Genomic DNA, 23,884 nt, shown 5'->3' with positions numbered 1-23,884 from the left:
CCCCCCCCCCCCCCCCCCCCCCCCCCCCCCCCCCCCCCCCCCCCCCCCCCCCCCCCCCCCCCCCCCCCCCCCCCCCCCCCCCCCCCCCCCCCCCCCCCCCCCCCCCCCCCCCCCCCCCCCCCCTCTCAATCCCACGCCCACCACCGACATCTACACTGTTCGCATTTCGTCGGCAGCGTCAGATGTGTATAAGAGACAGTTTCTGCACCTATTTTCTGACGTCAATCCAGCCCATCTCAATTCCATAGCGAATGAGATCAATGTCCTTGCGTATACCCAGCTTGTTCATGACAGCCACCTTGTGCGTGCTGACCGTCTTGATACTGCGATAGAGTTTTTTTGCTATCTCGGACACCGTCATGCCAGAGATGAAAAGAAGCAGAACCTCTTCTTCCCGTTTTGAGAGCTCTATCGATGTACGCACCGCGCCCAGCCATTCTCCTCCCAGCAGCTTGCTTGCACTGGGAGATATGAATTGACCATCCGTGTATGCAGCGTAGATGGCGGGCAGCAGACTTCCCAAAGAATCCGTTTTATGGACAATTCTGTAGATTCCTTGGTTGGTAAGAGATTTGATGATTCCAATATTCTCTATCATTGTGAGCATGACGATCTTGACACTTGGAAATCTTTTACGAATGACATTCAGCATCACCAGACCATCACCGTAGGCTCCACCGGGCATGGAGTAATCAGTCACCAGCACATCACATTCGTTTTTCTTCAGAAAGCTTATGATTTCCGTGGAGTTTTTTGCTCGACCCACAATCTCTATTTCATGCTTGTCCTCCAAAACACTTTCTATGCCTGCCAGAACTGCCGGATGGTCATCGGCAATTAATATCCGCAAGACGAAATTTTTCATGACTCAAAAAATTAAGATAATTCGCACGAAGAACATTCCTATTCTAGACAGCCGACTACTAGGATTTAATTGGATTTGTCTGATTTTTCAATCCAAAAATCTAAGATTTGTCTGATTTGCAAGATTTAATGGCGAAAAATCGGGTACCAGTCCTAGGATCCACTCCTGGAATTCAACAGACAGTTGAATCAATGGTTGAATGGATTCGGGCCAGATGCCGTCGGGATCTGAAGCGCCCGATCTGCGGGAAGGCGCCAGACCTGTGCGCGATGGGATCACTGCGGCGCTTGGCGGGCAGCTGAAGAGATGGCGGAATCCCGGCACAATCGAGGGATGCGAATACTCCACACCATGCTGCGCGTTGGCAACTTTCAGCGCTCCATCGATTTCTACACACAGGTTCTTGGCATGCAGCTGCTGCGGACCTCCGAGAACCCGGAGTACAAATACTCCCTGGCCTTCCTGGGCTTCGAGGGCGGCAACCCGACCCAGGCCGAGATCGAGCTGACCTACAACTGGGGCACCGAGTCCTATGACATGGGCTCGGCCTACGGTCACATCGCCATTGGCGTGCCGGACGCGTATGCCGCCTGCGAGAAGATCAAGGCGTCCGGCGGCAACGTGACGCGCGAGGCAGGCCCCGTCAAAGGCGGCACCACGGTGATTGCCTTTGTGACGGATCCGGACGGCTACAAGATCGAACTCATACAAGAGAATTCGCGAGCCCATGCCGGGACCCAGCCTGACAGTGGCGCGAAGTTCGACCCGCTGCGCAATTCCTGATCCACGCAGCCATCAAAAGAAAAGGCCCGGAGCGTCAATCGCTCCGGGCCTTTTCTTTTTGGCCGTTTACAGCGGCAAGGCTGAGGCTCAGTCCACCAGGATCACTTCCACGCGGCGGGCTTCGGCGTTGCTGCCGTCAGCCTGCAGCTGCTCGGGCTTCTTCAGCTCGACCTTTTCCTCAGCCACGCCCAGCGCGGACAGGGCGGCCTGGACTGCCAGGGCGCGCTTCTTGGCCAGCTCGGCGTTGAGTTCGGCGCTGCCCGTGGCGTCGTGGTAGCCCGAGATCACGGCGCGCTTGCCGCCCTTCACACCGGCGACCACGTCGGCCAGCGCTTCATTGGCGCCCACGGCCAGCTCGGCCTTGGCCGATGCGAAGTAGAACTTGACCACGCCGTTTTCGACAACGACGCGGGCCACATCTTCCTCCAAGACCACGGGCACCATTGCTGCCACAGGGGAAGCGCCGCCTGCCATCTTCGCCGGGCCATGCGCAATGCCGCGCTGGTAGACGACGACGCCAACGACCGTGGAGACGACGAGCGCAATCAGCGCGAACAGGAAACCCAGGGCAAAACGTTGTTGGCTGTCGTCGTCGGAATGACTGAAGGACATGAAGCACTCTCCGTGAATGAGCTGTTGGATGAAAACCAGAAAGACTGCGAAAAACCGGTGGATTGTAGAGGGCCACCGTCGAGGGCCCCGCGCCACGCCCAAACCCCGCACTGACGGCCGGCAAAAACTGTGGTGCGGCGGAGACAGAAGATCAGCCCTGCAAGGGCAAAGCACGCGCTTGTGCACCGTTTGGGCGTCCAGGCGTTAAAACGTCATTGTTCTTTCATGCTGTCGCGCCCATGTCCGCCCTGCCAGAATTTTCATTCGCCCGCCGAGAGTCACAGCCCATGCTGGACGAGGCGCTGCACCGATGGGGCGGGAGCGATGACCTCTGGATCTTTGGCTACGGCTCGCTGATCTGGCGGCCGGATTTCGATTTCTGCGAACGCCGCACGGCGCGTGTCTTTGGCTGGCATCGGGCGCTGAAGATGTGGAGCACCATCAACCGCGGCACGCCCCAGAACCCTGGCTTGGTCTTTGGCATGCTGTCCGGTGGCAGCTGCCAGGGCATGGTGTTCCGCATTCCCCGGCACCACGGCCATGACGTCATGAGAAAGCTGTGGCAGCGCGAGATGGCCAATGCCGTCTATGACCCACGCTGGCTGCCCTGCCGCACCGGACAGGGCACGGTCCAGGCCCTGGCGTTCACGCTGTCCCGTCAAAGCCCCAATCACACGGGCGAGCTGGCGCCCGAAGACTATCGCCGCATCTTCAGCGAGGCCAAGGGCATCTATGGCAGCACGCATGACTATGCGCGCGCAACCTTCGATGAGCTCAAGCGCCTGGGCATCCGTGACCGCGCGCTCCAGCGCCTGCTCAGCTACGCAGGCCAGCCCGACGCAGGCCCGCGGCAAGGCTCTGTTTGACGCCATCGCCGCGCACGGCCACAGAACGCTGCGCTCTCCGACATGGCCGCCGTATCGCACGCTGCATGATGGCGGCTGCGCGCCATGCGCCCCCGTGACTTTTTCAGTTCCCATTCCAACCAGGAGATTGCCGCCATGCCTTTGAACGCTTCCCAATCCAGCCACGCCGCCACTTCGCAGCCCTCCACCCCGTCCACCGCCGTGAAGCTGTTGATGGCTGCCGGCATGGTGCTGGCCCTGGGCGCCTGTGGCAGCCAGCCCAAGCCTCCTGCCGCAGCCTCCGCCTCGACCCCGGCAGCCGTCACGACAGCGCCCGCCTCCCGCAATGTGGCCATGGCCCAGCTGCAGCCCACGCAAGGCAGCAAGGTCAGCGGCAGCCTGCAGTTCACGGCACAGGCCGATGGCAGCGTGCGCGTGCAAGGCTCGGTGCAGGGGCTGGCGCCGAACAGCGAGCACGGCTTTCACGTCCATGAAAAAGGCGATTGCTCCAGCCCTGACGGCCTGAGCGCGGGCGGCCACTTCAACCCGACCGGCCAGGCCCATGGCCGCTTCGATTCGTCGACCCATCACACGGGTGACCTGCCCAGCCTGCGATCCGATGCGCAAGGCATGGCAAGCATCGACTTCGTGTCGCGCGGCCTTGCATTGGACCAGGGCCCCAACAGCGTGGTGGGCCGCGGACTGATCGTGCACAAGGACCCGGACGACTACACCACGCAACCCACCGGCAATTCGGGGGCGCGCCTGGCCTGTGCGGTGATCACGCGCGGTTGATTGGGCAGGGCTCAGATCAACTTCAGGCGCGCCTGCAGCACCAACTCTGCCCGCGCCAGATCGTCCAGGGTGTCGATGTCGGTGAGCACGCCGGCATCGTCCACCTCCAACTGGACCACATCTCCGGCCTCGCGCAGCGCCTTCAGCACAGGCGCACCGCCCTTCTCGCCACTCAACGCCATGAGCGCCTCGCCGCAGGCCGCCCCAAAACCTACGGGATGCCCCCATTGGCCTGCATGGATGGGCTGCGCCGCCTGCGCTCCGCTGCGCAGCGCATCGGCCACTTTCAGCAGCGTCTGCGGGCTCACCAGCGGCAGGTCGGCTGGCAACACCAGCCAGCCCGGCGCATCTGCCGTGGCGCGCACGGCGGCGGCCAGCGAGTCACCCATGCCCGGGTGGCCTGCATCCTCCAGGTGCCAGGGCAGACCGCTGGCGCGCACGGCGGCCAGCGTGTGATCGAGCACCGTGCTGCCGCCCAGCGGTGCGGACAGCTTGTGCAGGGTGCCGCCCGAGGCACGGAAACGCTCGCCGCGACCCGAAGCAAGGATGAGCACGCAAGGGCGGTCTTTGAAGTCTGTGAGCATGCGCAACTCTAGCGCAGCAATTGAGAGGCTGGGCGCAGGCACAATGCTGGCCATGAGCAGCATTTCCACCTCGATCGCCGATCTGCGCAAAAGCTACGAGCGCGCGGAACTGAGCGAATCGGCCTCCCTGGCCGATCCGCTGCAGCAGTTTGACCAATGGCTGCAGGAAGCCCTGAGCGCCCAGGTGCCCGAGCCCAATGCCATGACGCTGGCCACCGTGGGCGGCGACCTGCGGCCCAGCACGCGCATCGTGCTCATCAAGGGCTATGACGAGCGCGGCCTGGTCTGGTACACCAACTACGACAGCCGCAAGGGCCAGCAACTGGCGGGCAATCCGTTTGCAGCGCTGCAGTTCCACTGGGTGGAGCTTGAGCGCGTGGTGCGCATCGAGGGCCGCGTGGAAAAGGTCAGCGATGCCGAGAGCGACGCCTACTTCAACAGCCGCCCGCTGGACTCGCGCATCGGTGCCTGGGCCAGTCCGCAAAGCCAGGTCATCAGCGGCCGCAGCGTCCTGGTGGCCAATGCGGCCAAGTACGGCGCGCAATTCCTGCTGAACCCGCCGCGCCCTCCGCACTGGGGTGGATTCAGGCTGGTGCCCGAACGCTGGGAATTCTGGCAAGGCCGCAAGAGCCGGCTGCACGACCGCCTTTGCTACCAGCTGGAAGCTGGAACCTGGCTGCGCCAGCGCCTGGCGCCCTGATCCCCCGTATTGCTGGCGCTGCTCCTGCTGAAACCCGTCAGCCCAGCAGACGCTGGGCCAGCCACAGCATCAGCGGCACGGTAAGCAGGGCCAGCGCCGTGGATACCGCAATGCTGGCGGACACCTCCTCCTGCATCACGCCATAGCGCTGTGTGAACAGGAACACGTTGGCCCCCACGGGCAGTGCCGCCGCCGTGAACATCACGGCCACCGGCAGGCCGCCCAGACCGAAGGTCCAGGCCAGCGCAAGCAACAGCAGCGGATGCACCAGGTTCTTGACCAGCGCGATGCCCACGGCCTCGCGCAGGTTCTGGCCCACCTTGGTATAGGCCAGGGTCACCCCCACCAGCAGCAGCGCCATGGGTCCCAGCGCCTGGCCCAAGACCTGCAGGGAGCGATCCACCACCCCCGGAAGAGCCAGCCCGGTCTGTGCGAACAGCAGGCCGGCGAGTATGGGCAGCGGCACAGGATGGACGATGCCGTTGCGCACGGCCTGCAGCACCGTGCGCCACATGGGGCGCGGCGCGCTCTGGCCCGACCGCTGGTGCTCGCGGGCCTCGGCCAGCTCGAACACGATGGTGGCCGCCGTGAGCAGAATCAGCGCGTGCAGCGAAACGAGGGTGAACAGCGTCACCAGACCGCCCTCCCCGTAGACCAGCCCCACCAGCGGCACGCCGATCATGACGGTGTTGCTGAACATATTGGCCAGCCCCCGCGCGGCCGAACGCGTGGAAAAACCGCCCAGGACCATGGACACCCCGAAGATCAGTGCAGTCGCCAGGAAATACAGCGCCACTGGCTGAAAGTCCAGCTCCTGCACGCGCACCGCGCCCATGGTGCGGAACAGCAGCGCCGGCGTGAGCACCAGGAAAACGAGGTTGGACAAATCCTTGATGGCGGCGGCCCGCACCCAGCCCAGGCGGGCGGCGAGAAAGCCTGCACCAATGCAAAGAATGACGGGGATGAGGGAGGCAAAGACGGGAGAGTTCACTGAAGCGGGATCGGGAAGCTGCGCCTGCGCAGGCTGGCGGCGCGCGCAGATTATGCGCCGCAGGCCCGGCCCTGCCTCGTTCAGGCTTCTTCCAGGGCCTCGAAGGCCTGGGCCAGATGGTCGATGAACAGCCGCACGGCGGGCAATTGCCCGCGCCGGGATGCGCACACCACATGGATCAGCTCGCGGTGCAGCTCCCAGCCTGGCAGGACGACCAGGCACTGCGCCCTTTGGGCCAGCACACGCAGCATGGTCATTGTTCTTTATCCAGAACGATGAAGGCAAATTTTGCTATCTACCGCATTCATCGTTCAAATTCTAAGATTCTCCCATGTGCAAAAAATGGCTGGCGCTAACGCTGCGGCAGCCATGATTCCCAAGGAGAAGCAAATGCTCAAGAAGATGCTCGGCGTCTACAGCGCTCCCCGTGCCCATTGGGTGGGCGACGGCTTTCCCGTGCGCTCGCTGTTCAGCTATGGCAACCATGGTGCGGCTCTGAGCCCCTTTCTGCTGTTGGACCACGCAGGCCCCGCCAACTTCGAGCCGGCTGCCCAGCCTCGCGGCGTGGGCGTGCATCCACACCGCGGCTTCGAGACCGTGACCATCGTCTATGAGGGCGAAGTCGAGCACCGTGACTCGACCGGTGCTGGCGGGCTGATCGGCCCTGGCGACGTGCAGTGGATGACGGCTGGCGCGGGCATCCTGCATGAGGAATTCCATTCCCATGCGTTCACCGAACGCGGCGGGCGGCTGGAGATGGTGCAGCTGTGGGTGAACCTGCCCGCCAAGGACAAGTCGGTTGCGCCTGGCTACCAGACCCTGGTGGATGGACAGATCCCGTCCGTGGAACTGCCAGGCGGCTCGGGCCGGGTGCGGGTGATTGCCGGAGCCTTTGGCAACAGCCAGGGGCCGGCGCGCACCTTCACGCCCATCAATGTCTGGGATCTGCGCCTGAAAGCCGGCAGCACCACCGAGCTGCGCGCCAAGCCCGGACATACGCTGGCCCTGGTCGTGCTGCATGGCACGGTGCTGGTCAACGACGGCGAGGTTGTTCGCGAAGGCCAGCTGGTGCACTTCGATCGCGAGGCTGATCTGGTGCGCCTGGAGGCCAACAACGACGCCACCGTGCTGTGGCTGGAGGGCGAGCCCATTGCAGAGCCCGTGGTGGGCCACGGCCCGTTCGTGATGAACAGCGAGGCCGAGATCCGCGAGGCCATTGCCGACTTCAACGCTGGCCGATTCGGGCGCATGGCGGCTTGACCGCTGCGGTCCCTGTCCTGAAGACAGGGGCCGCCTTCTGCCCTCCCCTTGCATCTCCTGGATCAGCGCTTGCGATCACCAGCGCGCAGAGCCGGCGCAGGTGCTTGAAAGTGCACAACACACTCTAGAGACGTGCCAAGGACTCGAATCCAAGCCGAACGGCCCTTTTTCTGGCGACTTGTCGCCACTGGTGTTCATCAGTCGATAACAAGGTTGCCACTTGATTTCATGTAAGTTACATTGAACAACTCCATTGGTTGACTCGTTTTGTTCTCAACGCCCATGACTTCATCACCATCTCAGGCACCCGCTGCCGGCAAGCCGCCGTCCACTGTCCCCGACGGGCTGGCCCTGTTCCGGCATTGGCTGGAAACCGAGGGCGCCAAGGGCTGGGATGCCCTGGACACGGCACCCGACAGCGGCTACGAAAAGGTATGGCGTGCCTGGCTGCGCAGCCTGGGCGATGCCGGCATGTCAGCCAAAGAAGGTCCCCCCTCCCCCGCCACGCCGAAGGGGAAAGTCAAGGCGAAGGCCCGCGCCTGGCAACAGGCCACCGCCGTTGATGTCCAGAATTTCCTGCGCCCGCGCGAAGGCCAGTTGTCGGGCCACCAGCCCGGCCGCCGCATCAGCGAGGTCACGCGCAGGCGCTACTGGCGATTGCTGGAACGCATTTACGACCATGCGCTGGACCACGGCTGGGTCAGCGCCAATCCCGCCGCAGGGCTGGCGCCGCAGGAACGCCCACCTGCCGAAGACGGCCAGGGCCATTGCCTTCCCGCGCCGCTGTGGAATGCCCTGCCCCGCCACATACCGATGGCCGACGGCTTTCAGTCGGCGCGCGACCGCGCCATCTTGCTGCTGCTGTACGAACTGGCGCTGGCGCCCGAGGAGGTGCGCGGCCTGTGCTGGCGCGATGTGCAATGCGCCGGACCAGGCGATGGCCTTCCCTGTCAATTGCATATCGATGGCGCACGCGCCGCGCAGCAGCGCACGCTGGATCTGTCGGAAACGGTGGGAAAAGCGCTGCAGGACTGGAAAGGCTTCAGCGCCGGCCAGCGCGGGCCGGAGGCCGTTCAACCCGATGCCACGGTCTTTTATTCGCGTGAGGGGCAGCCGCTGTCGGTGCGCGTGCTGTTCCATGTGGCTTCACAGCTGATACAGCGTGCCCATGCCGCGCAGCCTGCTTCGGCGCAGCAGGCGCCGCTGCACCGTGTCGGCCCGCAGGTGCTGCGCAACACGGCCATCGTGCAGTGGCTGCGCGCGGGCCGTGCCGAGACCGAAGTCGTGCAGTGGATAGGCGTTGACAGCGCGCGCGCCCTGCGCCATCTGCAGCATTACCTGTAGCAGACGGCGCTGGTGCGCAGCGGGCAGTTCGCCCTGGAGTGCGTTCTTAGAACGACACCTTCACGCCCACGGTGATATTGCGCCCCATCAGCGGCGCAGCGTTCTTGATGAACGAGGTGTGGGCGAAGGCCAGGCGGTTGGTCAGGTTGTTGCCCTTGATGAAGAACTGCCAGGGCATGCCACCCGAGGTGCGCAGCGTGTAGCTGGCAGAGACGTTGAGCATGCCGTAGCCGTCCGTCTCGGTCTCATAGGCGGTGACACGGTTCTGGCGCAGCACCTGCACCCATTCGGCCTGGGCATCCCAGCCCTTGTAGAAGGTGTCCACGCGCAGGCCCACGCGCGCCGCGGGGATGCGCGGCAAGGCGGAGCCGTCTTCCAGCCGCGCACGCACGGCGTCACCGAACAGGGTCACGCCCCACTGGCGCGACAGCTTCTGGCGCACCTGGCCCTCCACGCCGGTGAAGCGCGCATCGGCCTGGGTGTACTGCAGCAGTTGCAGGCCGTCATGCTCGTCCAGCGTGGCGCCGTAGATGTAGCCCTTGACGCGATGGTGGAAGGCATTGACGCTGAACGTGGTGTCGCCTGCCGTCTTGCGCAGGCCGATGTCCAGCGCCTGCGAGCGTTCGCGCTTGAGGTCGGCATTGCCGCGCTCGTAGGTGGAAGTCGCCATGTGCAGGCCGTTGGCGTACAGCTCCTCGGCCGTGGGCAGGCGGTTGCCCTGCGTCAGCGAAGCCGAGAGGCTGTAGCCCGGGGTGAACTTCCACACCGAGCCCAGCGAGAACGATGTGCCGCTGTGGCTGCGCGAGATGCCGCTTTGCTGGGCGTCCACGGTCTGGCGCTCGTGGCGCAGCGCAGCCTGCCAGCGCCAGTCCTGCCAGCGGTATTCCTCCAGCAGGTAGATGCTGTTGCGGCGGGTTTCGGTGGGCTGCACATAGGCTTCCTCACCCTCGGCGCTGAACTTGCGCTGCACGGTCTGCAGGCCGATGACGCCGCGCCAGCCGGCGATGGGCTCCAGGTCTGCCTCCACGCGCAGGTCATGGGCGCGGTTCTTGAACGTGGTCGAGACCTGGCCGCCTTCGATCTCGTCATGGCGATAGTCGGTCCAGCCACCGCGCACGCGCAGCGCCGCGATGCCAGCCGTCGGATTGCGCCATTCGCCGCGCAGATCCCAGCGCTCGCTGGTGAGATCGACCACCGGCACGCTGCCATGGTCGTGGTCATCGCCGCCGTGGTCATGTCCATCCTCGTCGCCGTGGTCATGTCCGCCGCAGTGCAGATGGTCGCCATGGGTGTGGCAGCCCTCGAAGCTGTGGTTGTGGCCCGGCAGGCCATAGCGCGCGGTCTGGCGCGTGTAGGCCAGGCCCAGGTAGCCTTGCGTGCCGATCCAGGACAGGCCCAGGCTGCCCGTGTCCGTGCGGTTGAAGCTGCCCGCCACGCGCCCCTGGGACTGGCCGTTGGGCGCCCAGCCGCTGCCCACGCGGTAGTCGCCGGCATCGCGCGCCATGCCCTCGGCGTGGATGGCCAGCTGGCCGGCGCCGCCCGTCAGCGAGAAAGCGCCCGCCGTCTCGCCCGCGCCCGTGCTGCCGCGCAGCTGAGCCGAGCCCGTGATGCCGTTCCTGGGAATGGACGTGGGAATCTTGTCGTCCAGAATGTTGACCACGCCGCCCATGGCGCCACCGCCGCCGTAGATCAGCGCAGAGGGGCCGCGCAGCACCTCGATCTGCGTGGCCAGCATGGGCTCGCTGGCCACGGCATGGTCAGGGCTGATGGTGGAGGCATCGTGCAGCTCGGAGCCATCGCTGAGGATTTGCACGCGCGGGCCGTCCATGCCGCGGATGATGGGCCGGCTTGCGCCTGCGCCGAAATGGCTGGCATGGATGCCGGGCTCGCCGTCCAGCGTCTCGCCCAGCGTGGCGGCCTGGCGCAGCGTGAGCACGTCGCCTTCCAGCACCGTGGCCGGCGTGGACATGTCGGCCGAGGTCAGGCCCAGGCCGCTGGCCTTGACCGTCACCTCATTGAGCACGGGGGCATCACTGCGCGGCGCGCCCGCCTCGGCGGCAGCTGCGGCTGCGGGTCCTGCAGAGGGTACGGGGTCGGCAGGCTCTGCCGCCATGGCCAGGCCGCCCGTCGCCGGGCCCAGCACGCCTGCCAGCAGCAGTTGCTGCAGCAGCGGGCGCAGTTTCGTCCTCTCCCCCTGCGCCTTGGCGTCCTGGTGGTATTGCTTTGTTGTCACTCTCATCACTGGTCTTCCCGGCAGCGGCCGGCCACGTCCCTGCGGGGCGTGGAAATCCGGGCGCTGCAAAAAATGGCGTCGGAAGCGGACGGCCACGGCGCGCCCTGCAGGCGCATGCGGCCATCCGATCGGATATGCATTCAAGGAACTGCCGGACCTGGGAGCGGCGCCTTGTTGCGATCAATGAAGCAAGGCGCGGCCAAACGGCTGTGCAGGGCAGGCGCATGCAGCGCCAGTCCCGGAGATTCAAGCCGCCAGGTAGACAGTGATGGGATGCGGGGGACCCCGCGCATCGAAGAAGGCCGCCAGCATGCGGCCATCGCGCACGATGACCGGCTGGACGGGTTCGGCCTGCTCGCCCCAGAAAGGCGGCAAAACCACGGCGGATGGCGGCCCCGCCATGCCTTCGTGCAACTGGTCCAGCAGTTGGCAATCCGCCGGGCCGTGGCTCGAGAACAGCGCATGGACCCAATCGACGGGTGCATTGCAGGAAGTGGCAACCACCTCCACCGGGCCATGGAGCGTGGCTGCGGCCAGGCCGCCCGCGTGTACCACGCGGTGCATCTGGCCCAGCAGCGGCGCCAGGGCAATGGAGCAGACCAGCAGCCAGGCCACCAGCCAGGCCCGACCCGGCACGGCGCCGCGCAACGCAAGCCTTGAGGCCTGCGCTGGCAAGTGACGTTCCGGGGGTTGCAAGGGCATGGAGGGATCAGGGGCTGGATGGGCAGCGCAGAGTGTATGCGCCAATTTGCGGGGCAGGTTTCACCATCCCGTCACAAAGACTGGCGATTGCTCACGGCGCCACACGGCGGGCAGGAACACACTCAATGCGCATGGCGCATGCCGCAGAACTTGCCCAGCGCCAGGCCCTTGCAATCGGCCTGCAGTTGCTTTTGGCATTGTTCATGGTCGCGGCCGGCGGCCAGGCACTGCGCGGCGGCTTCGTGGGCCTTGGCCATGGCGCGATGGCGTTCCATGTCGGCCCGGGCATGGGCATCGAGCGGCGCCGAGGCGCCCTGTGCCTTGGCGTCCGCCTGGGCTTTCGCGTGGTCGTGGTCATGTGCCTGGGCTGCTGCGGCCAGGAAGACAGCGGCCAGGATCAAGGAAACGGAGCGCAACGGTGCAAGGGTCATGCGAAATCCTGAAGAACTATGCAAGAGAAGAAAGGGGCCAAGGCGATCACTTCAGGCGGACGGGGTATTTCGGGATGGCCCTGCACTGCTGCAGTCCTGGCACAGCCCTGTCACCGCCACATCGATGGCCCGGCCCTGCAGGCCACTGGCGGCCAGCGCCTGGTGCAGCTGCAGCAAAGCGGCCTGCAGCGGCTCGCCGCCCCCACCGCCCTCGCCGCCCAGCCGAAAAGCGCTGTGGCAGTCCGCGCATTCGAAATGCGCAGCGGCATCGGCCTGCCTGCCTGCGCCCGGCACGGACCGGCCGTAGCGGGCCACGCGGGCAGCATCCACGCTGCGGCGCAACACACCGGCTGCCGCCAGGCGGTCCAGCAGCCGGTAGACGGTGACGCGGTTGACCTGCACGCCCTGGGCGTGCAGAGCCGCTTCCACATCGGCTTCGCTCAGGAGTGCGTCGGCCCGCGACTCCCACATCGCCAGCACGGCCCGCGTGGCACGCGTCGAACGCATGCCGGCAGGTATGGGCAGGGAAGTGGGGGTCGGCAAGGACATGGGTGATCAAAGGTCAGGCCGCTGAACACGGCAGGGCAGCCAGGCGGCACTATCGCAACCGGGTTGCATTATGCCTGCGAATCACAACCGCTTACATCACGCGCCGCCACCCGCTCAGGGCTTGACCCAGCGCGCAAAGGCGCCCCGGAACTTCTGCACCTTGGGCCCCACGACAAAGGCGCAGTAGCCCTGGTTGGGATGGTTGAGGAAGTAGTCCTGGTGATAGTCCTCTGCCGGCCAGTAGCTGGCCAGGGGCTGCACCTCGGTGACGATGGGCGCGTCGTAGGCGCCGGCCTGCGTGAGTTCGGAAATCAGCGTGCGCGCCACTTCGGCCTGTTGCTCATTCGTGGTGTAGATGCCGCTGCGGTACTGCGTGCCCACATCATTGCCCTGGCGGTTGAGCGTGGTCGGGTCGTGCGTGCCGAAGAACACGGTGAGCAGGTCGCGCAGCGGGATCACGGCGGGATCGAACTGCACGCGGATGACCTCGGCATGGCCGGTCTGCCCGGTGCAGATGTCTTCGTAGCTGGGATCGTCCAGATCGCCATTGGCGTAGCCGCTTTGCACGTCGCTCACGCCGCGCACGCGGTCGAAAACGGCTTCGGTGCACCAGAAACAGCCGCCGCCCAGATAAATGGTTTCAGTCGCCATATGCGCCTTTTCTGTGAAGAAATCGAAAAAATGACCACACGCAATGCATGCGGGCCGTCGCTCCTACAGGTTAGCCCATGCACAAGCCAGGTGACGACGAACGGTTCTGCGGTTACGATAACTAACCCATCAGTCATTAATTTTCCGTGACCGACTCCCCCGCCTCTTCACCCGCCCCCGCCGAGCCCTCCGGAAAGCGCAGCCGCCGCAAGCAGGAGCGTCCCGGCGAGTTGCTGGAAGCGGCGCTCGACCTCTTCGTGGAAAAGGGCTACGCCGCCACCCGCGTCGAAGAAGTCGCCGCCCGCGCCGGGGTCTCCAAGGGCACGCTCTTCCTCTATTTCGCGAGCAAGCAGGAGCTTTTCAAGGCCGTGGTGCGCCACAGCATCGCGGGCCGCTTCGGCGAGTGGAGCGAAGAGCTCGACAACTACTGCGCGCCTTCAACCGATCTGCTGCGCTACTGCTTCAAGTCCTGGTGGGAACGCATCGGCAGCACCAAGGCGTCGGGCATCACCAAGCTCATGCTCAGCGAGGCGGGCAATTTTCCCGAGCTGTCTCAGTTCTACCATCAGGAAGTGGTTCTTCCAGGCCATGAGCTGATCCGGCGCATCCTGCAGCGCGGCGTCGAGCGCGGCGAGTTCCGGCCCATGGATCTGGACCTGTCCGTGCACTGCGTGGTCGCCCCGATGATGTTTCTGATGATCTGGAAGCATTCGCTGGGCGGCTGCCTGCCCCATGGCGACTTCGATCCCGAGCAGTTTCTGGAATCCCAGATCGACTACCTGCTGCATGGCATGTGCCAGCCCCTTGCAGCCACCACACCACCCTCCTCCCCGCCCACACCATGAAGCGTCGCACCGGCTGGCTGATCGGCCTGGCCTTATTGATCGCCATCGGCGCCAGCGTATGGCGCGCCGCATCCACCCGGCACAGCAAGCAAAGCGCCATCGCCGCAGCCACCCAGCCGCGCGAGATGCCGGTGCGCGTGGGTCCGCAGGAAGTGGTGCCGCTGCAGCCGCGCCAGCTGCAATTGACCGTGCCCGTCAGCGGCGTGGTGCAGGCCGTGCGCAGCGCCGTGGTCAAGGCCTATGTGGCCGGCGAGCTGCGCGGCCTGCAGGTGCGCGAGGGCGACAGCGTGCGCAAGGGCCAGGAACTGGCCCGCGTGGACGCCACCGAGGTCGAGGCCCGCTGGCGCCAGACCCGCCAGCAGGCCGATGCGGCCCAGGCGCAGCTGCAGCTATCCCAGCGCCAGCACGACAACAACCAGGCCCTGGTCACGCAAGGCTTCATCTCGACCACGGCGCTGGCCACCTCCCAATCCAACCTCGACGCCGCACGCGCCAACCTGGCCGCCGCCCAGGCCGCCGCCGATGTGGCCCGCAAGAGCGTGACCGACAGCGTGCTGCGCAGTCCCATGGACGGCCAGGTTTCACAGCGCCTGGTGCAGGACGGCGAGCGCGTGGGCGTGGAAACGCGGGTGCTGGAGATCGTCGATCCGTCCGACCTCGAAGTCGTGGCCCAGCTGGCGCCCGCCGATTCGGTGCGCGTGCAGGTCGGCCAGCAAGCCCAGTTGCAGGTCCAGGGCGCGGGCGACGATGTGGCCGCCGTGCCCGCGCGCGTGGTGCGAATCAACCCCAGCGCCCAGGCAGGTTCGCGCAGCGTGGCCGTCTATCTGCGCGTGCAGGCTGCACCGGTCAACGCAGGCGCCGCCGGCAGATCCATCCCCATCGTGCGCCCGGGCCTGTACCTGCAGGGCAGCATTGTCACGGGGCAGACCGAACAGTTGGCCGTGCCCTTGACCGCCGTGCGCACCGACCAGCCCCAGCCCTATGTGCAGTTGCTGCAGCCTGCGGGCGAGTCCGAAGCGGACATGAGCCTGCTGCGCGTGCAGCACCGCCCGGTCACGCTGGGCAGCCAGAGCGCGCAGGATGGCGCCACCTGGATTGCCGTGTCCAGCGGCCTGCAGGCCGGTGACCGGGTGCTGGCCGGCAGTGTGGGCGGCCTGCGCGCAGGCACGGCGGTGCAGATGCAGCAAATGCAGCAGCCCCAGGCTGCGCCAGCCCCCGGAGCCCGCTGACCATGTGGTTCACGCGCGTCAGCCTGGCCAACCCTGTGTTCGCCACCATGCTCATGCTGGCCCTCATGGTGCTGGGTGTGTTTTCCTACCAGCGACTCAAGGTGGACCAGTTCCCGAATGTGGACTTCCCCGTGGTCGTGGTCACGGTGGACTATCCGGGTGCCTCGCCCGAGATCGTGGAGTCCGAGGTCACCAAGAAGATCGAGGAAGGCGTCAACTCCATTGCCGGTATCAACGCGCTGACCTCGCGCAGCTATGAGAGCACCAGCGTCGTCATCATCGAATTCCAGTTGCATGTCGATGGCCGCCGCGCTGCCGAGGACGTGCGCGAGAAGGTGGCCTCGGTGCGCCCCACCCTGCGCGACGAGGTCAAGGAGCCGCGCGTGCTGCGCTTCGATCCGGCCAGCTCGCCCATCTGGTCCGTGGCCGTGCTGCCCCAGGCCGATGCCGGCGCCAAGGCGCCCGATGCCGTCGCGCTGACCAGCTGGGCCGACCAGGTCCTCAAGAAGCGGCTGGAGAACGTGCGCGGCGTGGGCGCCGTCAACCTGGTGGGCGCCACCCCGCGCGAGATCAACATCTACCTGCAGCCCGAGGCGCTGGAAGCCTATGCCATCACGCCCGACCAGATCGTGAACGCCGTGCGCAGCGAGAACCAGGACCTGCCGCTGGGCGCCATCCGCTCGCGCGAGCAGGAGCGCGTGGTGCAGATCGACGCACGCATGAAGCGCCCGCAGGACTTCGAGCGCATCATCGTCGCCCAGCGCGGCGGCGCGCCCGTGCGGCTGGGCCAGCTGGCCCGCGTGCAGGACGGCGCGGGCGAGTTGGAGACCGTGGCCCTGTACAACAGCAGCCGCACCCTGCTGCTGTCCGTGCAAAAAGCCCAGGACGAGAACACCATCGAAGTCGTGGACGGCCTGAACGCCACGCTGCGCGAGATCGCCGCCGAAGTGCCGGCCGGCGTGCGGCTGGAGCCGATTGCCGACAGCGCCCGCCCCATCCGCGTGGCCGTCAACAACGTGCGCCAGACGCTGATCGAGGGCGCGGCACTGACGGTGCTCATCGTCTTCCTGTTCCTGAACTCCTGGCGCTCCACGGTGATCACGGGGCTGACGCTGCCCATTGCGCTGATCGGCACCTTTTTGTTCATGTACTGGTTCGGCTTCTCGATCAACATGATCACGCTGATGGCGCTGTCGCTGTGCGTGGGCCTGCTGATCGACGACGCCATCGTGGTGCGCGAGAACATCGTGCGCCACGTGCAGATGGGCAAGGACGCGCATGCGGCCGCGCTGGACGGCACGCAGGAGATCGGCCTGGCCGTGCTGGCCACCACGCTGTCCATCGTGGCGGTGTTCCTGCCCATCGGCTTCATGGGCGGCATCATCGGCAAGTTCTTCCACGAATTCGGCATCACCATCGTGGCGGCCGTGATGATCTCCATGTTCGTGAGCTTCACGCTGGACCCCATGCTCTCCAGCGTCTGGCATGACCCGACCATCCACGCCCATGGCGACAAGCGCGGCAACAGCCTCTACGACCGCACGCTGGGTCGGGTCACGGCCTGGTTCGAGCGCGCCACCGACTCGCTGTCCCACGTCTACCAGGACGTGCTGGGCTGGGCGCTGCGCCACAAGATCACCACGCTGGCGGCGGCGCTGGCCATCTTCGTGGCCAGCATCTTCCTGGTGCCGCTGCTGGGCACGGAATTCGTGCCCAAGGCCGATTTCTCGGAAACCACGGTGAGCTTCAACACGCCCGTGGGCTCGTCCATCGAGGCCACGGAGGCCAAGGCTCGCCAGGTCGATGCCATCATCCGCGCCCTGCCCGAGGTCCGCTACACGCTGGCCACCATCAACACCGGCACGGCCCAGGGCAAGATATACGCCAGCATCTACATCCGCCTGCTGGACCGCCACCTGCGCCAGCGCAGCGGCGATGAACTCTCGGGCGTGCTGCGCGAGCAGCTGCAGAGCGTGCCCGGCATCAACGTCACCCATGTGGGCCAGCGCGAGCCCGTGGGCGGGCAAAAACAGGTCGAATTCTCGCTGCAGGGCCCGGACCTGGGCGAGCTGGAGCGCCTGAACCGCGTGGTGATGGAACGCCTGCGCGGCATTCCCGGACTGGTGGACCTGGACAGCAGCCTCAAGCCCGACAAGCCCGTGATCGACATCACCGTGCGGCGCGATGCGGCCGCCGACCTGGGCCTGTCGGTAGGCTCCATGGCAGCGGCGCTGCGCACCTGGGTGGCCGGCCAGACCGTGGGCAACTGGCGCGCCAGCGACGACCAGACCTATGACGTCAAGGTGCGCCTGGCGCCCGAGTCGCGCAGCACGCCCCAGGACCTGGAGCGCCTGCCCTTCGCCCTGCCCTCCACCTCGGGCGACGGCGGCATGCGCATCGTGCGGCTGAACCAGGTGGCCACCGTCACGCCCGCCACCGGCCCCAGCCAGATCAACCGCCGCGACATGACGCGCGAGGTCGCCTTCAGCGGCAACGTCTACCTGCGCTCCAGCGGCGAGGTCTCGGCCGACATCCGCAATGCCCTGGCCGACATCGCCCTGCCGCCCGGCTACCGCACGCAGTTCAGCGGCGCCACCAAGAGCATGAACGAATCGTTCGGCTATGCGGTGTCCGCCCTGGCGCTGGCCATCATCTTCATCTACATGATCCTGGCCAGCCAGTTCAAGAGCTTCCTGCAGCCGCTGGCGCTGATGACCTCGCTGCCGCTGACGCTGATCGGCGTGGTGCTGGCGCTGATGATGTTCGGCTCGGCCCTGTCCATGTTCTCCATCATCGGCGTGGTCATGCTCATGGGACTGGTCACCAAGAACGCCATCTTGCTGGTGGACTTCGCCATCCGCGCGCGCGGGCCGCACAGCGACCCGGACACCGGCCAGATCCGCGACGGCCTGCCGCGCGAGCAGGCCCTGCTGCTGGCAGCACGCGTGCGGCTGCGCCCCATTCTGATGACCACGCTGGCCATGATCTTCGGCATGGTGCCGCTGGCCTTCGCACTCAGCGAAGGCTCCGAGCAGCGCGCGCCCATGGGCCAGTCGGTGATCGGCGGCGTGGTCACCTCGTCGCTGCTGACTCTGGTGGTCGTGCCCGTGGTCTATTGCTACCTTGACGACTTCTCCCAGTGGCTGCGGCGCCTGTGGAACGGCAACCGGCACGACGCGGCACCCGGCCAAGGCGCCGCCAGCGCCCCCACCCCGCCGCGAGACTCGTAGAATCAAAGGTTTGTCCTGACAAGTCTTTCTCCGGAGATACCCCATGAGCCTGCCCCTGAACAGCCTGCCCGAACACCACAGCGCCCAAGCGCACGCGCGCTACAACATGATCGAGCAACAGATCCGTCCCTGGAACGTGCTTGATGAAGAAGTGCTGGCGCTGCTGGGCAAGGTGCACCGCGAGAATTTCGTGCCGCCCGAGCATGCCGGCCTGGCCTTCATGGACCTGGAAATCCCCCTGGTCGCCCCGGCCGAGGAAGCCGCCGCCAAGGGCTGGTGCATGCTGGCCCCGCGCATCGAGTCCCGCATGCTGCAGGACCTGAAGATCAAGCCCACCGACCGCGTGCTGGAAATCGGCGCCGGCTCGGGCTACATGGCCGCCCTGCTGGCCGCCCAGGCCAAGGAAGTCGTGACACTGGAGATCGTGCCCGAGCTGGCCGAGATGGCCCGCGAGAACCTGCTGGGCGCCGGCATCACCAATGCCGAGGTCAAGCTGGCCGATGGCGCCACGGCAGCGGCCGCCCTGGGCCAGTTCGACGCCATCGTGCTCAGCGGCTCGGTCGCCCAGGTGCCGCAGGCCCTGCTGGCCCAGCTCAACGACGGCGGCCGCCTGGCAGCCATCGTCGGCCAACTGCCCATGATGCGTTTCACGCTGGTGCAAAAGAACGGCCACCAGTTCGAAACCAGCCAGCCTTGGGACGTGGTGACCGCACGCCTGGCCAACTTCGAAGAGCCTTCGCGCTTCACGTTCTGAAATCCGCCACGGCGGCCGGGGTCCAGAGGATTTCGGCCGCTGCGGCAACTCCACTCCATTCCGCAAGGATCTTTCCGATGCTTCCCCAAGTGCCTCCCGCGCAACTCAACGATTGGCTGAACCAGCACTCCAGCGGCTCCGATGCCCTGCCCCTGGTGCTGGACGTGCGCGAGCCCTGGGAAGTGGCCCAGGCCAGCGTACGCCCCGAGGGCTTTGAGCTGCGCTGCATCCCCATGGGCGAGATTCCCTCTCGCCTGCAGGAACTCGATCCGGATCACCCCACAGCCTGCCTGTGCCATCACGGCGCACGCAGCATGCATGTCGCTGCCTTCCTGATGAACAACGGCTTCGAGACCGTGGCCAATATCAGCGGAGGCATCGATGCCTGGTCGCGCGAGCGCGACCCAGGCGTGCCGCGCTACTGAGCGGCAACACGCAAAAGAAACCCGGGACACGGCGGTACACCCGCCGTCCCCGGTGCTTCGTGACGACTGTGTTTTGATTCGAGGACCTCTATGCCCCTGCTTCGGCCCCTTGCCCCTGTCGCTTCCGCCCTGACCCGCCCATACGCCTGGCCACTGCGCCACATGGCCTTGCTGCTGTGCGCGGCCGGCATGGGCTCGGCCCTGGCACAGGCTCCTGCCCCAGCCGTCCTTGCGCCCGCCCCTGCGGCCCCGCAGTCTGCCCTGCCCTCTCTGACAGCCTCAGCGGCCACGGGCCAGAACCTGTCCGAACTGGTGGCCAAGGCCCGCGGCTACGACGCCCAGTGGCAGGCCCAGCAGGCCGACGCCCAGGCCGCCGCCAGCCGCGCCGAGCAGGCACGCTCGGGCCTGTTGCCCAGCGTGGGTCTGCAGGCCGGTGCCAACACCTCGCATGTGGAAGTCAGCGTGCTGCCGGGGAGCTTTCGCTCGCCCCAGCAGAACCTGCAGCTCAGCGCCCAGCAGCCGCTGTACCGCCCGGCCAACAAGATCGCCTATGACCAGGGCCAGCGCGGCGTGGACGTGGCGCGCGCCCAGTTGGACAGCGGCGAGCAGAACCTGCTGGTGCGCGTGGCCCAGGCCTACTTCGATGTCCTCGGCGCCCAGGACAGCCTGGCCGTGGTCAAGGCACAGAAGGCCGCCATTGCACAGCAGCTGGAATTCGCCAAGCGCAACTTCGAGGTCGGCACGGCCACCATCACCGACTCGCGCGAAGCCCAGGCCCGGTTCGACCTGGCCGGCGCGCAGGAAATCGCCGCCGAGAACGACCTGCGCGTCAAGCGCCTGGTGCTGGACCAGATCGTTGGCGCCGTGGGCACCGTGCCCCGCCCCCTGGCCCAGCCGCTGCAGTTGCCGGCCCTGATGCCCGCCGATGCCCAGTCCTGGGTGGACACCGCACTGCAAGGCCAGCCCCAGCTGCGCCAGGCCCGCCTGGCGCTGGACATTGCCCAGCTGGAAACGAAGAAAGCCGAGGCCGGCCACAAGCCCACCGTGGACCTGCAGGCCGGCTACGTGGTCAACCGCTATCCCAATGGCTCGGTCACACCGCAGATCGGCACCAGCTACCGCACCAATGCCGCCAGCGTGGGCGTGGTCATGAACCTGCCCCTGTTCGCCGGCTTTGCCGTGCAAAACCGCATCAAGGAAACCCTGGCGCTGGAAGACAAGGCGCGCGCACAGTTGGACGACGCCCAGCGCAACGTGGAGCAGAGCACGCGCACGGCCTTCTTCGGCGTGCAGTCGGGCCAGGCCCAGGTCAAGGCGCTGGAGGCCGCGCTGGCGTCCAGCCAGAGCGCGCTGGACGCCAACAAGCTCGGCTACGAGGTCGGCGTGCGCATCAACATCGACGTGCTCAACGCGCAAAGCCAGCTCTACCAGACCCAGCGCGACCTGGCCCTGGCGCGCTACCAGGTGCTGCTGGGCCAGCTCAAGCTGCGCCAGGCCGCCGGCACGCTCAGCGACGACGACCTGCGCGCCATCGATGCGCTGTCGCTCCGCGCGCCAGCCCCTTGAATCCCTGAAGCGCCCGCACGGCCGTCAGTGCCCCGGGCTGATGCCCGGCCGCCGCAGGCCGCGCGCCTGGCGCAGCAGTCCTGTGCTCTGGCAAAGCCGAGGCACGCAAACCCGCCACGACCAGCATCCAGGCAGCCAGCGCGCACAGCACCGCCAGACGGCTCAGCAAGGAACAGCGGGAGAGTCTTGGCATGCGCGCCTTGCCTTCGTGGGAGTTGTCGAGCGGGCCACTGTGGCAAACCAGCCTGAAGACCTGCCCCGGCTTTCCTGAAGGGATGCTGAAGCGCTTCGTCCCCGCCTTGACCGATACTCGCGGCAGCCCTCTCGCAGGCGCCGGTCCGCGGCATGGGAGCGGCACAGGAAACACACGATGAGACTGCTGCTGGTGGAGGACGATCTGGATCTGGGCAATGGCGTGCGCATCGCATTGGGCGATCACGCCATGGACGTGGTCTGGGTACGCCGCCTGTCCGATGCGCTGCGCACGCTGGAGCAGCAAAGCTTCGAGATGGTGCTGCTGGACCTGGGCCTGCCCGATGGCGACGGCATCAGCCTGCTCACTCGCCTGCGCCGCGAATGGCGCCGCCTGCCCGTGCTGATCCTGAGCGCACGCGACAGCCTGCACGACCGGCTGCACGGCCTGGACAGCGGCGCCGATGACTATCTGGTCAAGCCCTTTGCCCTTGCCGAACTGGTGTCACGCGTGCGCGCCCTGGCACGCCGCAGCTATGGGCAGGGCGACGGAACGCTGCATCTGCGCGGCCTGTCGCTGCACGAGCCCACGCGCCGTGTCAGCGTTGCAGGCCAGAACGTCGAGCTGTCCCGCTGCGAATTCGACCTGCTGGCCCTGCTGCTGCGGCGCATGGACCGCGTGGTCACGCGCAGCGGCATCGAGGAGGAAGTCATCCCGGGCGGCAGCGCCAACGGCAGCAATGCCCTGGAAGTGCATGTCTCCAACCTGCGCCGCAAGATCGGGCCGGGCTTCATACGCACGGTGCGCGGCATTGGCTATGTCATCGACTCGCAGCCGATGGCACCCCTGTCCTGACCATGACATCGCACACCCTGCAGGGGCAACAGGCCAGCCCGAGATGGCGCCGCTGGCTGCGGCCCACACTGGGCCGGCGGATGCTGCTGGCCCAGATGGGCGTGCTCACCGCGATCTGGACCGCGTTGCTGGTGGCAGCCATCTACATGGCCCACTTCCACAATGAATTGCTCGTCAGCAAGCCTGTCTACGAACTCGTCATGGCTGTGGCCGAGGACCTGGCCGACCTTCCGGACCGCCAGCAGCACAGCCTGGCCGCGCTGGACACCGCCCTGCGCCATGAGTACGGCGACGGAGACGACGACATCCGCTTCACGCCCACGCTGCTGGTCTGGCAGCGCGGCCAGCTCCTGTACCGCTCGCCCACGCCGGCACCCACCCTGCGCAACCGCGTGCTGGACACGGTCGAGGACATAGATTTCGAAGGGCAGACCTGGCGCATGAGCACGCTGCGCTCGGCCTCGGGCCAGACCGAAGTCACGCTGATGCTGCCGTCCTTCAAGGAACTGCTGATCACCCTCAACACCCGCAGCTATTACCTGCTGCCGCTGCTGATCAGCCTGCCCTTCCTGGCCTTTCCGGCCTGGTGGTCGGTGCGCGCGGCGCTGCGCCCGCTGCGCCGCGTGGGCGACGAGCTGGCCACACGCGGCCCCGACGACCTCAGCGCGCTCACCTATGCGCCGCCACACGCCGAGCTGCGGCCGCTGGTGCAGGACATCAACGCCCTGCTGGCCCGCGTGCGCTCCAGCAGCGAGCGCGAGCGCAACCTCATCGCCGATGCAGCCCACGAACTGCGCACGCCGCTGGCCGCCATGCACGTCAACGTCGAGGCCCTGCTGCGCCTTGGCAGCGAACCGCGCCAGCAGGAACTCATGGACAGCCTGCTGCGCAGCAACCAGCGCGCCAGCCGCATGGTGGCCCAGCTGCTGCAACTCATGCGCAGCGAGACCGAGGCGCCCGGCATGGCCATGCAGCCGCTGCGCCTGGACCTGCTGCTGGAAGACCGGCTCGCCGCACTCGACGCCCTGGCCTGCCGGCGCCCGGTGGAACTGGCCCTGGAAGCCAGCGAGCCACTGAGCGTGATGGGCGAACGCGAAGGCCTGGTCTCGCTGATCGACAACCTCGTGGACAACGCCATCAAATACAGCCCCGCGCACGCCACCATCAGCGTGCGCCTGCAGCGCCAGGGCGACCAGGCCGTGCTCCAGGTGCGCGACCGTGGCCCGGGCATCGCCGAGGCCTGGCGCCAGCGTGTCTTCGACCGCTTCTTCCGCGTACCCGACCAGAGCCAGAGCGGCAGCGGCCTGGGCCTGGCCATCGCCAGGACCGTGACCGAGCGTCACGGCGGCAGTATCGAGCTGCTCAGTGTGGAGGATGGCGGGCTGCTGGCGAGTGTGAGCCTGCCCGTGCTGCAGGACGCCGGCTGATTCGGCCTGCGGATA

Annotated in this window: 24 protein-coding genes; 14 read left to right on the top strand and 10 right to left on the bottom strand. The window is 66.6% G+C overall.

Going from position 1 to position 23,884, the window contains the following annotated elements; translation table 11 throughout:
• Nucleotides 1–208: 208 nt before the first annotated feature.
• Nucleotides 209–865: a response regulator transcription factor gene (locus tag JHD82_RS06500; RefSeq protein WP_012205763.1), complete on the bottom strand. Its 657-nt coding sequence runs from the start codon at nt 863–865 to the stop codon at nt 209–211.
• A gap of 333 nt (nt 866–1,198) precedes the next feature.
• On the opposite strand from JHD82_RS06500, the gene gloA reads away from it, so the two are divergent.
• Complete coding sequence (gloA, locus tag JHD82_RS06495) at nt 1,199–1,648, top strand: lactoylglutathione lyase (RefSeq protein ID WP_233174643.1); 450 nt, start codon at nt 1,199–1,201, stop codon at nt 1,646–1,648.
• Between the two features lie 87 nt (nt 1,649–1,735).
• Here gloA and JHD82_RS06490 read toward each other — a convergent pair whose 3' ends face one another.
• The gene (locus tag JHD82_RS06490; protein WP_013802274.1) at nt 1,736–2,260 is read right to left on the bottom strand and encodes an OmpA family protein; all 525 of its coding nucleotides are present in this window, start codon (nt 2,258–2,260) and stop codon (nt 1,736–1,738) included.
• Nucleotides 2,261–2,499: 239 nt separating this feature from the next.
• Between JHD82_RS06490 and JHD82_RS06485 the strand changes: the two genes are divergently transcribed.
• Nucleotides 2,500–3,126, top strand: coding sequence for a gamma-glutamylcyclotransferase (locus tag JHD82_RS06485; protein WP_199135768.1), 627 nt, complete (start codon nt 2,500–2,502; stop codon nt 3,124–3,126).
• A gap of 135 nt (nt 3,127–3,261) precedes the next feature.
• Nucleotides 3,262–3,900 carry a superoxide dismutase family protein gene (locus JHD82_RS06480; RefSeq protein ID WP_013802272.1) on the top strand — a complete coding sequence of 213 codons (639 nt, stop codon included), beginning with the start codon at nt 3,262–3,264 and terminating at the stop codon, nt 3,898–3,900.
• A gap of 11 nt (nt 3,901–3,911) precedes the next feature.
• Here the strand turns inward: JHD82_RS06480 and JHD82_RS06475 are convergent, their stop codons facing one another.
• Nucleotides 3,912–4,484: an NTP transferase domain-containing protein gene (locus tag JHD82_RS06475; protein ID WP_199135767.1), complete on the bottom strand. Its 573-nt coding sequence runs from the start codon at nt 4,482–4,484 to the stop codon at nt 3,912–3,914.
• A gap of 52 nt (nt 4,485–4,536) precedes the next feature.
• Between JHD82_RS06475 and pdxH the strand changes: the two genes are divergently transcribed.
• On the top strand, nt 4,537–5,184 hold the full coding sequence (gene pdxH / locus JHD82_RS06470) for a pyridoxamine 5'-phosphate oxidase (RefSeq protein WP_012205769.1): 648 nt from the start codon (nt 4,537–4,539) through the stop codon (nt 5,182–5,184).
• A gap of 37 nt (nt 5,185–5,221) precedes the next feature.
• On the opposite strand, the gene JHD82_RS06465 is transcribed toward pdxH, so the two are convergent.
• Nucleotides 5,222–6,175 carry an AEC family transporter gene (locus JHD82_RS06465; RefSeq protein ID WP_199135766.1) on the bottom strand — a complete coding sequence of 318 codons (954 nt, stop codon included), beginning with the start codon at nt 6,173–6,175 and terminating at the stop codon, nt 5,222–5,224.
• Nucleotides 6,176–6,255: 80 nt separating this feature from the next.
• Nucleotides 6,256–6,432, bottom strand: a complete 177-nt coding sequence (locus JHD82_RS06460; protein ID WP_199135765.1) for a hypothetical protein — start codon at nt 6,430–6,432, stop codon at nt 6,256–6,258.
• Nucleotides 6,433–6,565: 133 nt separating this feature from the next.
• On the opposite strand from JHD82_RS06460, the gene JHD82_RS06455 reads away from it, so the two are divergent.
• Together JHD82_RS06455 and JHD82_RS06450 are read left to right on the top strand one after the other, a co-directional pair.
• Nucleotides 6,566–7,435: a pirin family protein gene (locus tag JHD82_RS06455; RefSeq protein ID WP_199135764.1), complete on the top strand. Its 870-nt coding sequence runs from the start codon at nt 6,566–6,568 to the stop codon at nt 7,433–7,435.
• A 282-nt stretch (nt 7,436–7,717) separates the two neighbouring features.
• Nucleotides 7,718–8,779: a site-specific integrase gene (locus tag JHD82_RS06450; protein ID WP_199135763.1), complete on the top strand. Its 1,062-nt coding sequence runs from the start codon at nt 7,718–7,720 to the stop codon at nt 8,777–8,779.
• A 46-nt stretch (nt 8,780–8,825) separates the two neighbouring features.
• Here the strand turns inward: JHD82_RS06450 and JHD82_RS06445 are convergent, their stop codons facing one another.
• From JHD82_RS06445 to msrA, 5 genes are all read right to left on the bottom strand, one after another.
• A complete protein-coding gene (locus tag JHD82_RS06445; protein WP_199135762.1) occupies nt 8,826–11,018 on the bottom strand; it encodes a TonB-dependent receptor domain-containing protein in 2,193 nt (730 codons plus the stop codon).
• 240 nt (nt 11,019–11,258) lie between these two features.
• Nucleotides 11,259–11,714 (bottom strand): hypothetical protein, encoded by a 456-nt coding sequence (locus tag JHD82_RS06440; protein ID WP_199135761.1) that lies wholly within the window; start codon nt 11,712–11,714, stop codon nt 11,259–11,261.
• Between the two features lie 122 nt (nt 11,715–11,836).
• Nucleotides 11,837–12,145, bottom strand: coding sequence for a hypothetical protein (locus JHD82_RS06435; RefSeq protein WP_199135760.1), 309 nt, complete (start codon nt 12,143–12,145; stop codon nt 11,837–11,839).
• A 51-nt stretch (nt 12,146–12,196) separates the two neighbouring features.
• Nucleotides 12,197–12,694, bottom strand: a complete 498-nt coding sequence (locus JHD82_RS06430) for a Fur family transcriptional regulator (RefSeq protein WP_233174642.1) — start codon at nt 12,692–12,694, stop codon at nt 12,197–12,199.
• Between the two features lie 114 nt (nt 12,695–12,808).
• Nucleotides 12,809–13,345 (bottom strand): peptide-methionine (S)-S-oxide reductase MsrA, encoded by a 537-nt coding sequence (msrA, locus tag JHD82_RS06425; protein ID WP_012205777.1) that lies wholly within the window; start codon nt 13,343–13,345, stop codon nt 12,809–12,811.
• Between the two features lie 146 nt (nt 13,346–13,491).
• Here msrA and JHD82_RS06420 point away from each other — a divergent pair, with 146 nt between their 5' ends.
• From JHD82_RS06420 to JHD82_RS06385, 8 genes are all read left to right on the top strand, one after another.
• Nucleotides 13,492–14,190 (top strand): TetR/AcrR family transcriptional regulator, encoded by a 699-nt coding sequence (locus JHD82_RS06420; protein WP_013802244.1) that lies wholly within the window; start codon nt 13,492–13,494, stop codon nt 14,188–14,190.
• Entirely contained in the window at nt 14,187–15,419 is a 1,233-nt protein-coding gene (locus JHD82_RS06415) for an efflux RND transporter periplasmic adaptor subunit (RefSeq protein ID WP_199135759.1), read from the top strand. The genes JHD82_RS06420 and JHD82_RS06415 overlap by 4 nt, the downstream gene beginning before the upstream one ends.
• Nucleotides 15,420–15,421: 2 nt before the next feature.
• Nucleotides 15,422–18,649, top strand: coding sequence for an efflux RND transporter permease subunit (locus JHD82_RS06410; protein WP_199135758.1), 3,228 nt, complete (start codon nt 15,422–15,424; stop codon nt 18,647–18,649).
• A gap of 43 nt (nt 18,650–18,692) precedes the next feature.
• On the top strand, nt 18,693–19,403 hold the full coding sequence (locus tag JHD82_RS06405; RefSeq protein WP_012205781.1) for a protein-L-isoaspartate O-methyltransferase: 711 nt from the start codon (nt 18,693–18,695) through the stop codon (nt 19,401–19,403).
• 77 nt (nt 19,404–19,480) lie between these two features.
• Nucleotides 19,481–19,828 carry a rhodanese-like domain-containing protein gene (locus JHD82_RS06400; protein WP_012205782.1) on the top strand — a complete coding sequence of 116 codons (348 nt, stop codon included), beginning with the start codon at nt 19,481–19,483 and terminating at the stop codon, nt 19,826–19,828.
• A gap of 90 nt (nt 19,829–19,918) precedes the next feature.
• On the top strand, nt 19,919–21,394 hold the full coding sequence (locus JHD82_RS06395; protein WP_065346579.1) for a TolC family outer membrane protein: 1,476 nt from the start codon (nt 19,919–19,921) through the stop codon (nt 21,392–21,394).
• 370 nt (nt 21,395–21,764) lie between these two features.
• Complete coding sequence (locus JHD82_RS06390) at nt 21,765–22,442, top strand: response regulator (protein ID WP_013802240.1); 678 nt, start codon at nt 21,765–21,767, stop codon at nt 22,440–22,442.
• Between the two features lie 2 nt (nt 22,443–22,444).
• Nucleotides 22,445–23,869 (top strand): cell wall metabolism sensor histidine kinase WalK, encoded by a 1,425-nt coding sequence (locus JHD82_RS06385; RefSeq protein WP_199135757.1) that lies wholly within the window; start codon nt 22,445–22,447, stop codon nt 23,867–23,869.
• The last annotated feature ends 15 nt before the right edge of the window (nt 23,870–23,884 follow it).

The organism is Delftia sp. ASV31 (genome assembly GCF_016428765.1).
GTDB lineage: Bacteria > Pseudomonadota > Gammaproteobacteria > Burkholderiales > Burkholderiaceae_C > Comamonas > Comamonas acidovorans.
Note: the sequence above shows the minus strand (reverse complement) of the source record. Positions and strands in the feature narration are given on the sequence as shown.

Bases quoted from the DNA above. Each gene is read 5' to 3' on its own strand.
- JHD82_RS06500 (WP_012205763.1), bottom strand. From the start codon at position 865: ATGAAAAATTTCGTCTTGCGGATATTAATTGCCGATGACCATCCGGCA.
- gloA (WP_233174643.1), top strand. From the start codon at position 1,199: ATGCGAATACTCCACACCATGCTGCGCGTTGGCAACTTTCAGCGCTCC.
- JHD82_RS06490 (WP_013802274.1), bottom strand. From the start codon at position 2,260: ATGTCCTTCAGTCATTCCGACGACGACAGCCAACAACGTTTTGCCCTG.
- JHD82_RS06485 (WP_199135768.1), top strand. From the start codon at position 2,500: ATGTCCGCCCTGCCAGAATTTTCATTCGCCCGCCGAGAGTCACAGCCC.
- JHD82_RS06480 (WP_013802272.1), top strand. From the start codon at position 3,262: ATGCCTTTGAACGCTTCCCAATCCAGCCACGCCGCCACTTCGCAGCCC.
- JHD82_RS06475 (WP_199135767.1), bottom strand. From the start codon at position 4,484: ATGCTCACAGACTTCAAAGACCGCCCTTGCGTGCTCATCCTTGCTTCG.
- pdxH (WP_012205769.1), top strand. From the start codon at position 4,537: ATGAGCAGCATTTCCACCTCGATCGCCGATCTGCGCAAAAGCTACGAG.
- JHD82_RS06460 (WP_199135765.1), bottom strand. From the start codon at position 6,432: ATGACCATGCTGCGTGTGCTGGCCCAAAGGGCGCAGTGCCTGGTCGTC.
- JHD82_RS06455 (WP_199135764.1), top strand. From the start codon at position 6,566: ATGCTCAAGAAGATGCTCGGCGTCTACAGCGCTCCCCGTGCCCATTGG.
- JHD82_RS06450 (WP_199135763.1), top strand. From the start codon at position 7,718: ATGACTTCATCACCATCTCAGGCACCCGCTGCCGGCAAGCCGCCGTCC.
- JHD82_RS06445 (WP_199135762.1), bottom strand. From the start codon at position 11,018: ATGAGAGTGACAACAAAGCAATACCACCAGGACGCCAAGGCGCAGGGG.
- JHD82_RS06440 (WP_199135761.1), bottom strand. From the start codon at position 11,714: ATGCCCTTGCAACCCCCGGAACGTCACTTGCCAGCGCAGGCCTCAAGG.
- JHD82_RS06435 (WP_199135760.1), bottom strand. From the start codon at position 12,145: ATGACCCTTGCACCGTTGCGCTCCGTTTCCTTGATCCTGGCCGCTGTC.
- JHD82_RS06430 (WP_233174642.1), bottom strand. From the start codon at position 12,694: ATGTCCTTGCCGACCCCCACTTCCCTGCCCATACCTGCCGGCATGCGT.
- msrA (WP_012205777.1), bottom strand. From the start codon at position 13,345: ATGGCGACTGAAACCATTTATCTGGGCGGCGGCTGTTTCTGGTGCACC.
- JHD82_RS06415 (WP_199135759.1), top strand. From the start codon at position 14,187: ATGAAGCGTCGCACCGGCTGGCTGATCGGCCTGGCCTTATTGATCGCC.
- JHD82_RS06410 (WP_199135758.1), top strand. From the start codon at position 15,422: ATGTGGTTCACGCGCGTCAGCCTGGCCAACCCTGTGTTCGCCACCATG.
- JHD82_RS06405 (WP_012205781.1), top strand. From the start codon at position 18,693: ATGAGCCTGCCCCTGAACAGCCTGCCCGAACACCACAGCGCCCAAGCG.
- JHD82_RS06400 (WP_012205782.1), top strand. From the start codon at position 19,481: ATGCTTCCCCAAGTGCCTCCCGCGCAACTCAACGATTGGCTGAACCAG.
- JHD82_RS06395 (WP_065346579.1), top strand. From the start codon at position 19,919: ATGCCCCTGCTTCGGCCCCTTGCCCCTGTCGCTTCCGCCCTGACCCGC.
- JHD82_RS06390 (WP_013802240.1), top strand. From the start codon at position 21,765: ATGAGACTGCTGCTGGTGGAGGACGATCTGGATCTGGGCAATGGCGTG.
- JHD82_RS06385 (WP_199135757.1), top strand. From the start codon at position 22,445: ATGACATCGCACACCCTGCAGGGGCAACAGGCCAGCCCGAGATGGCGC.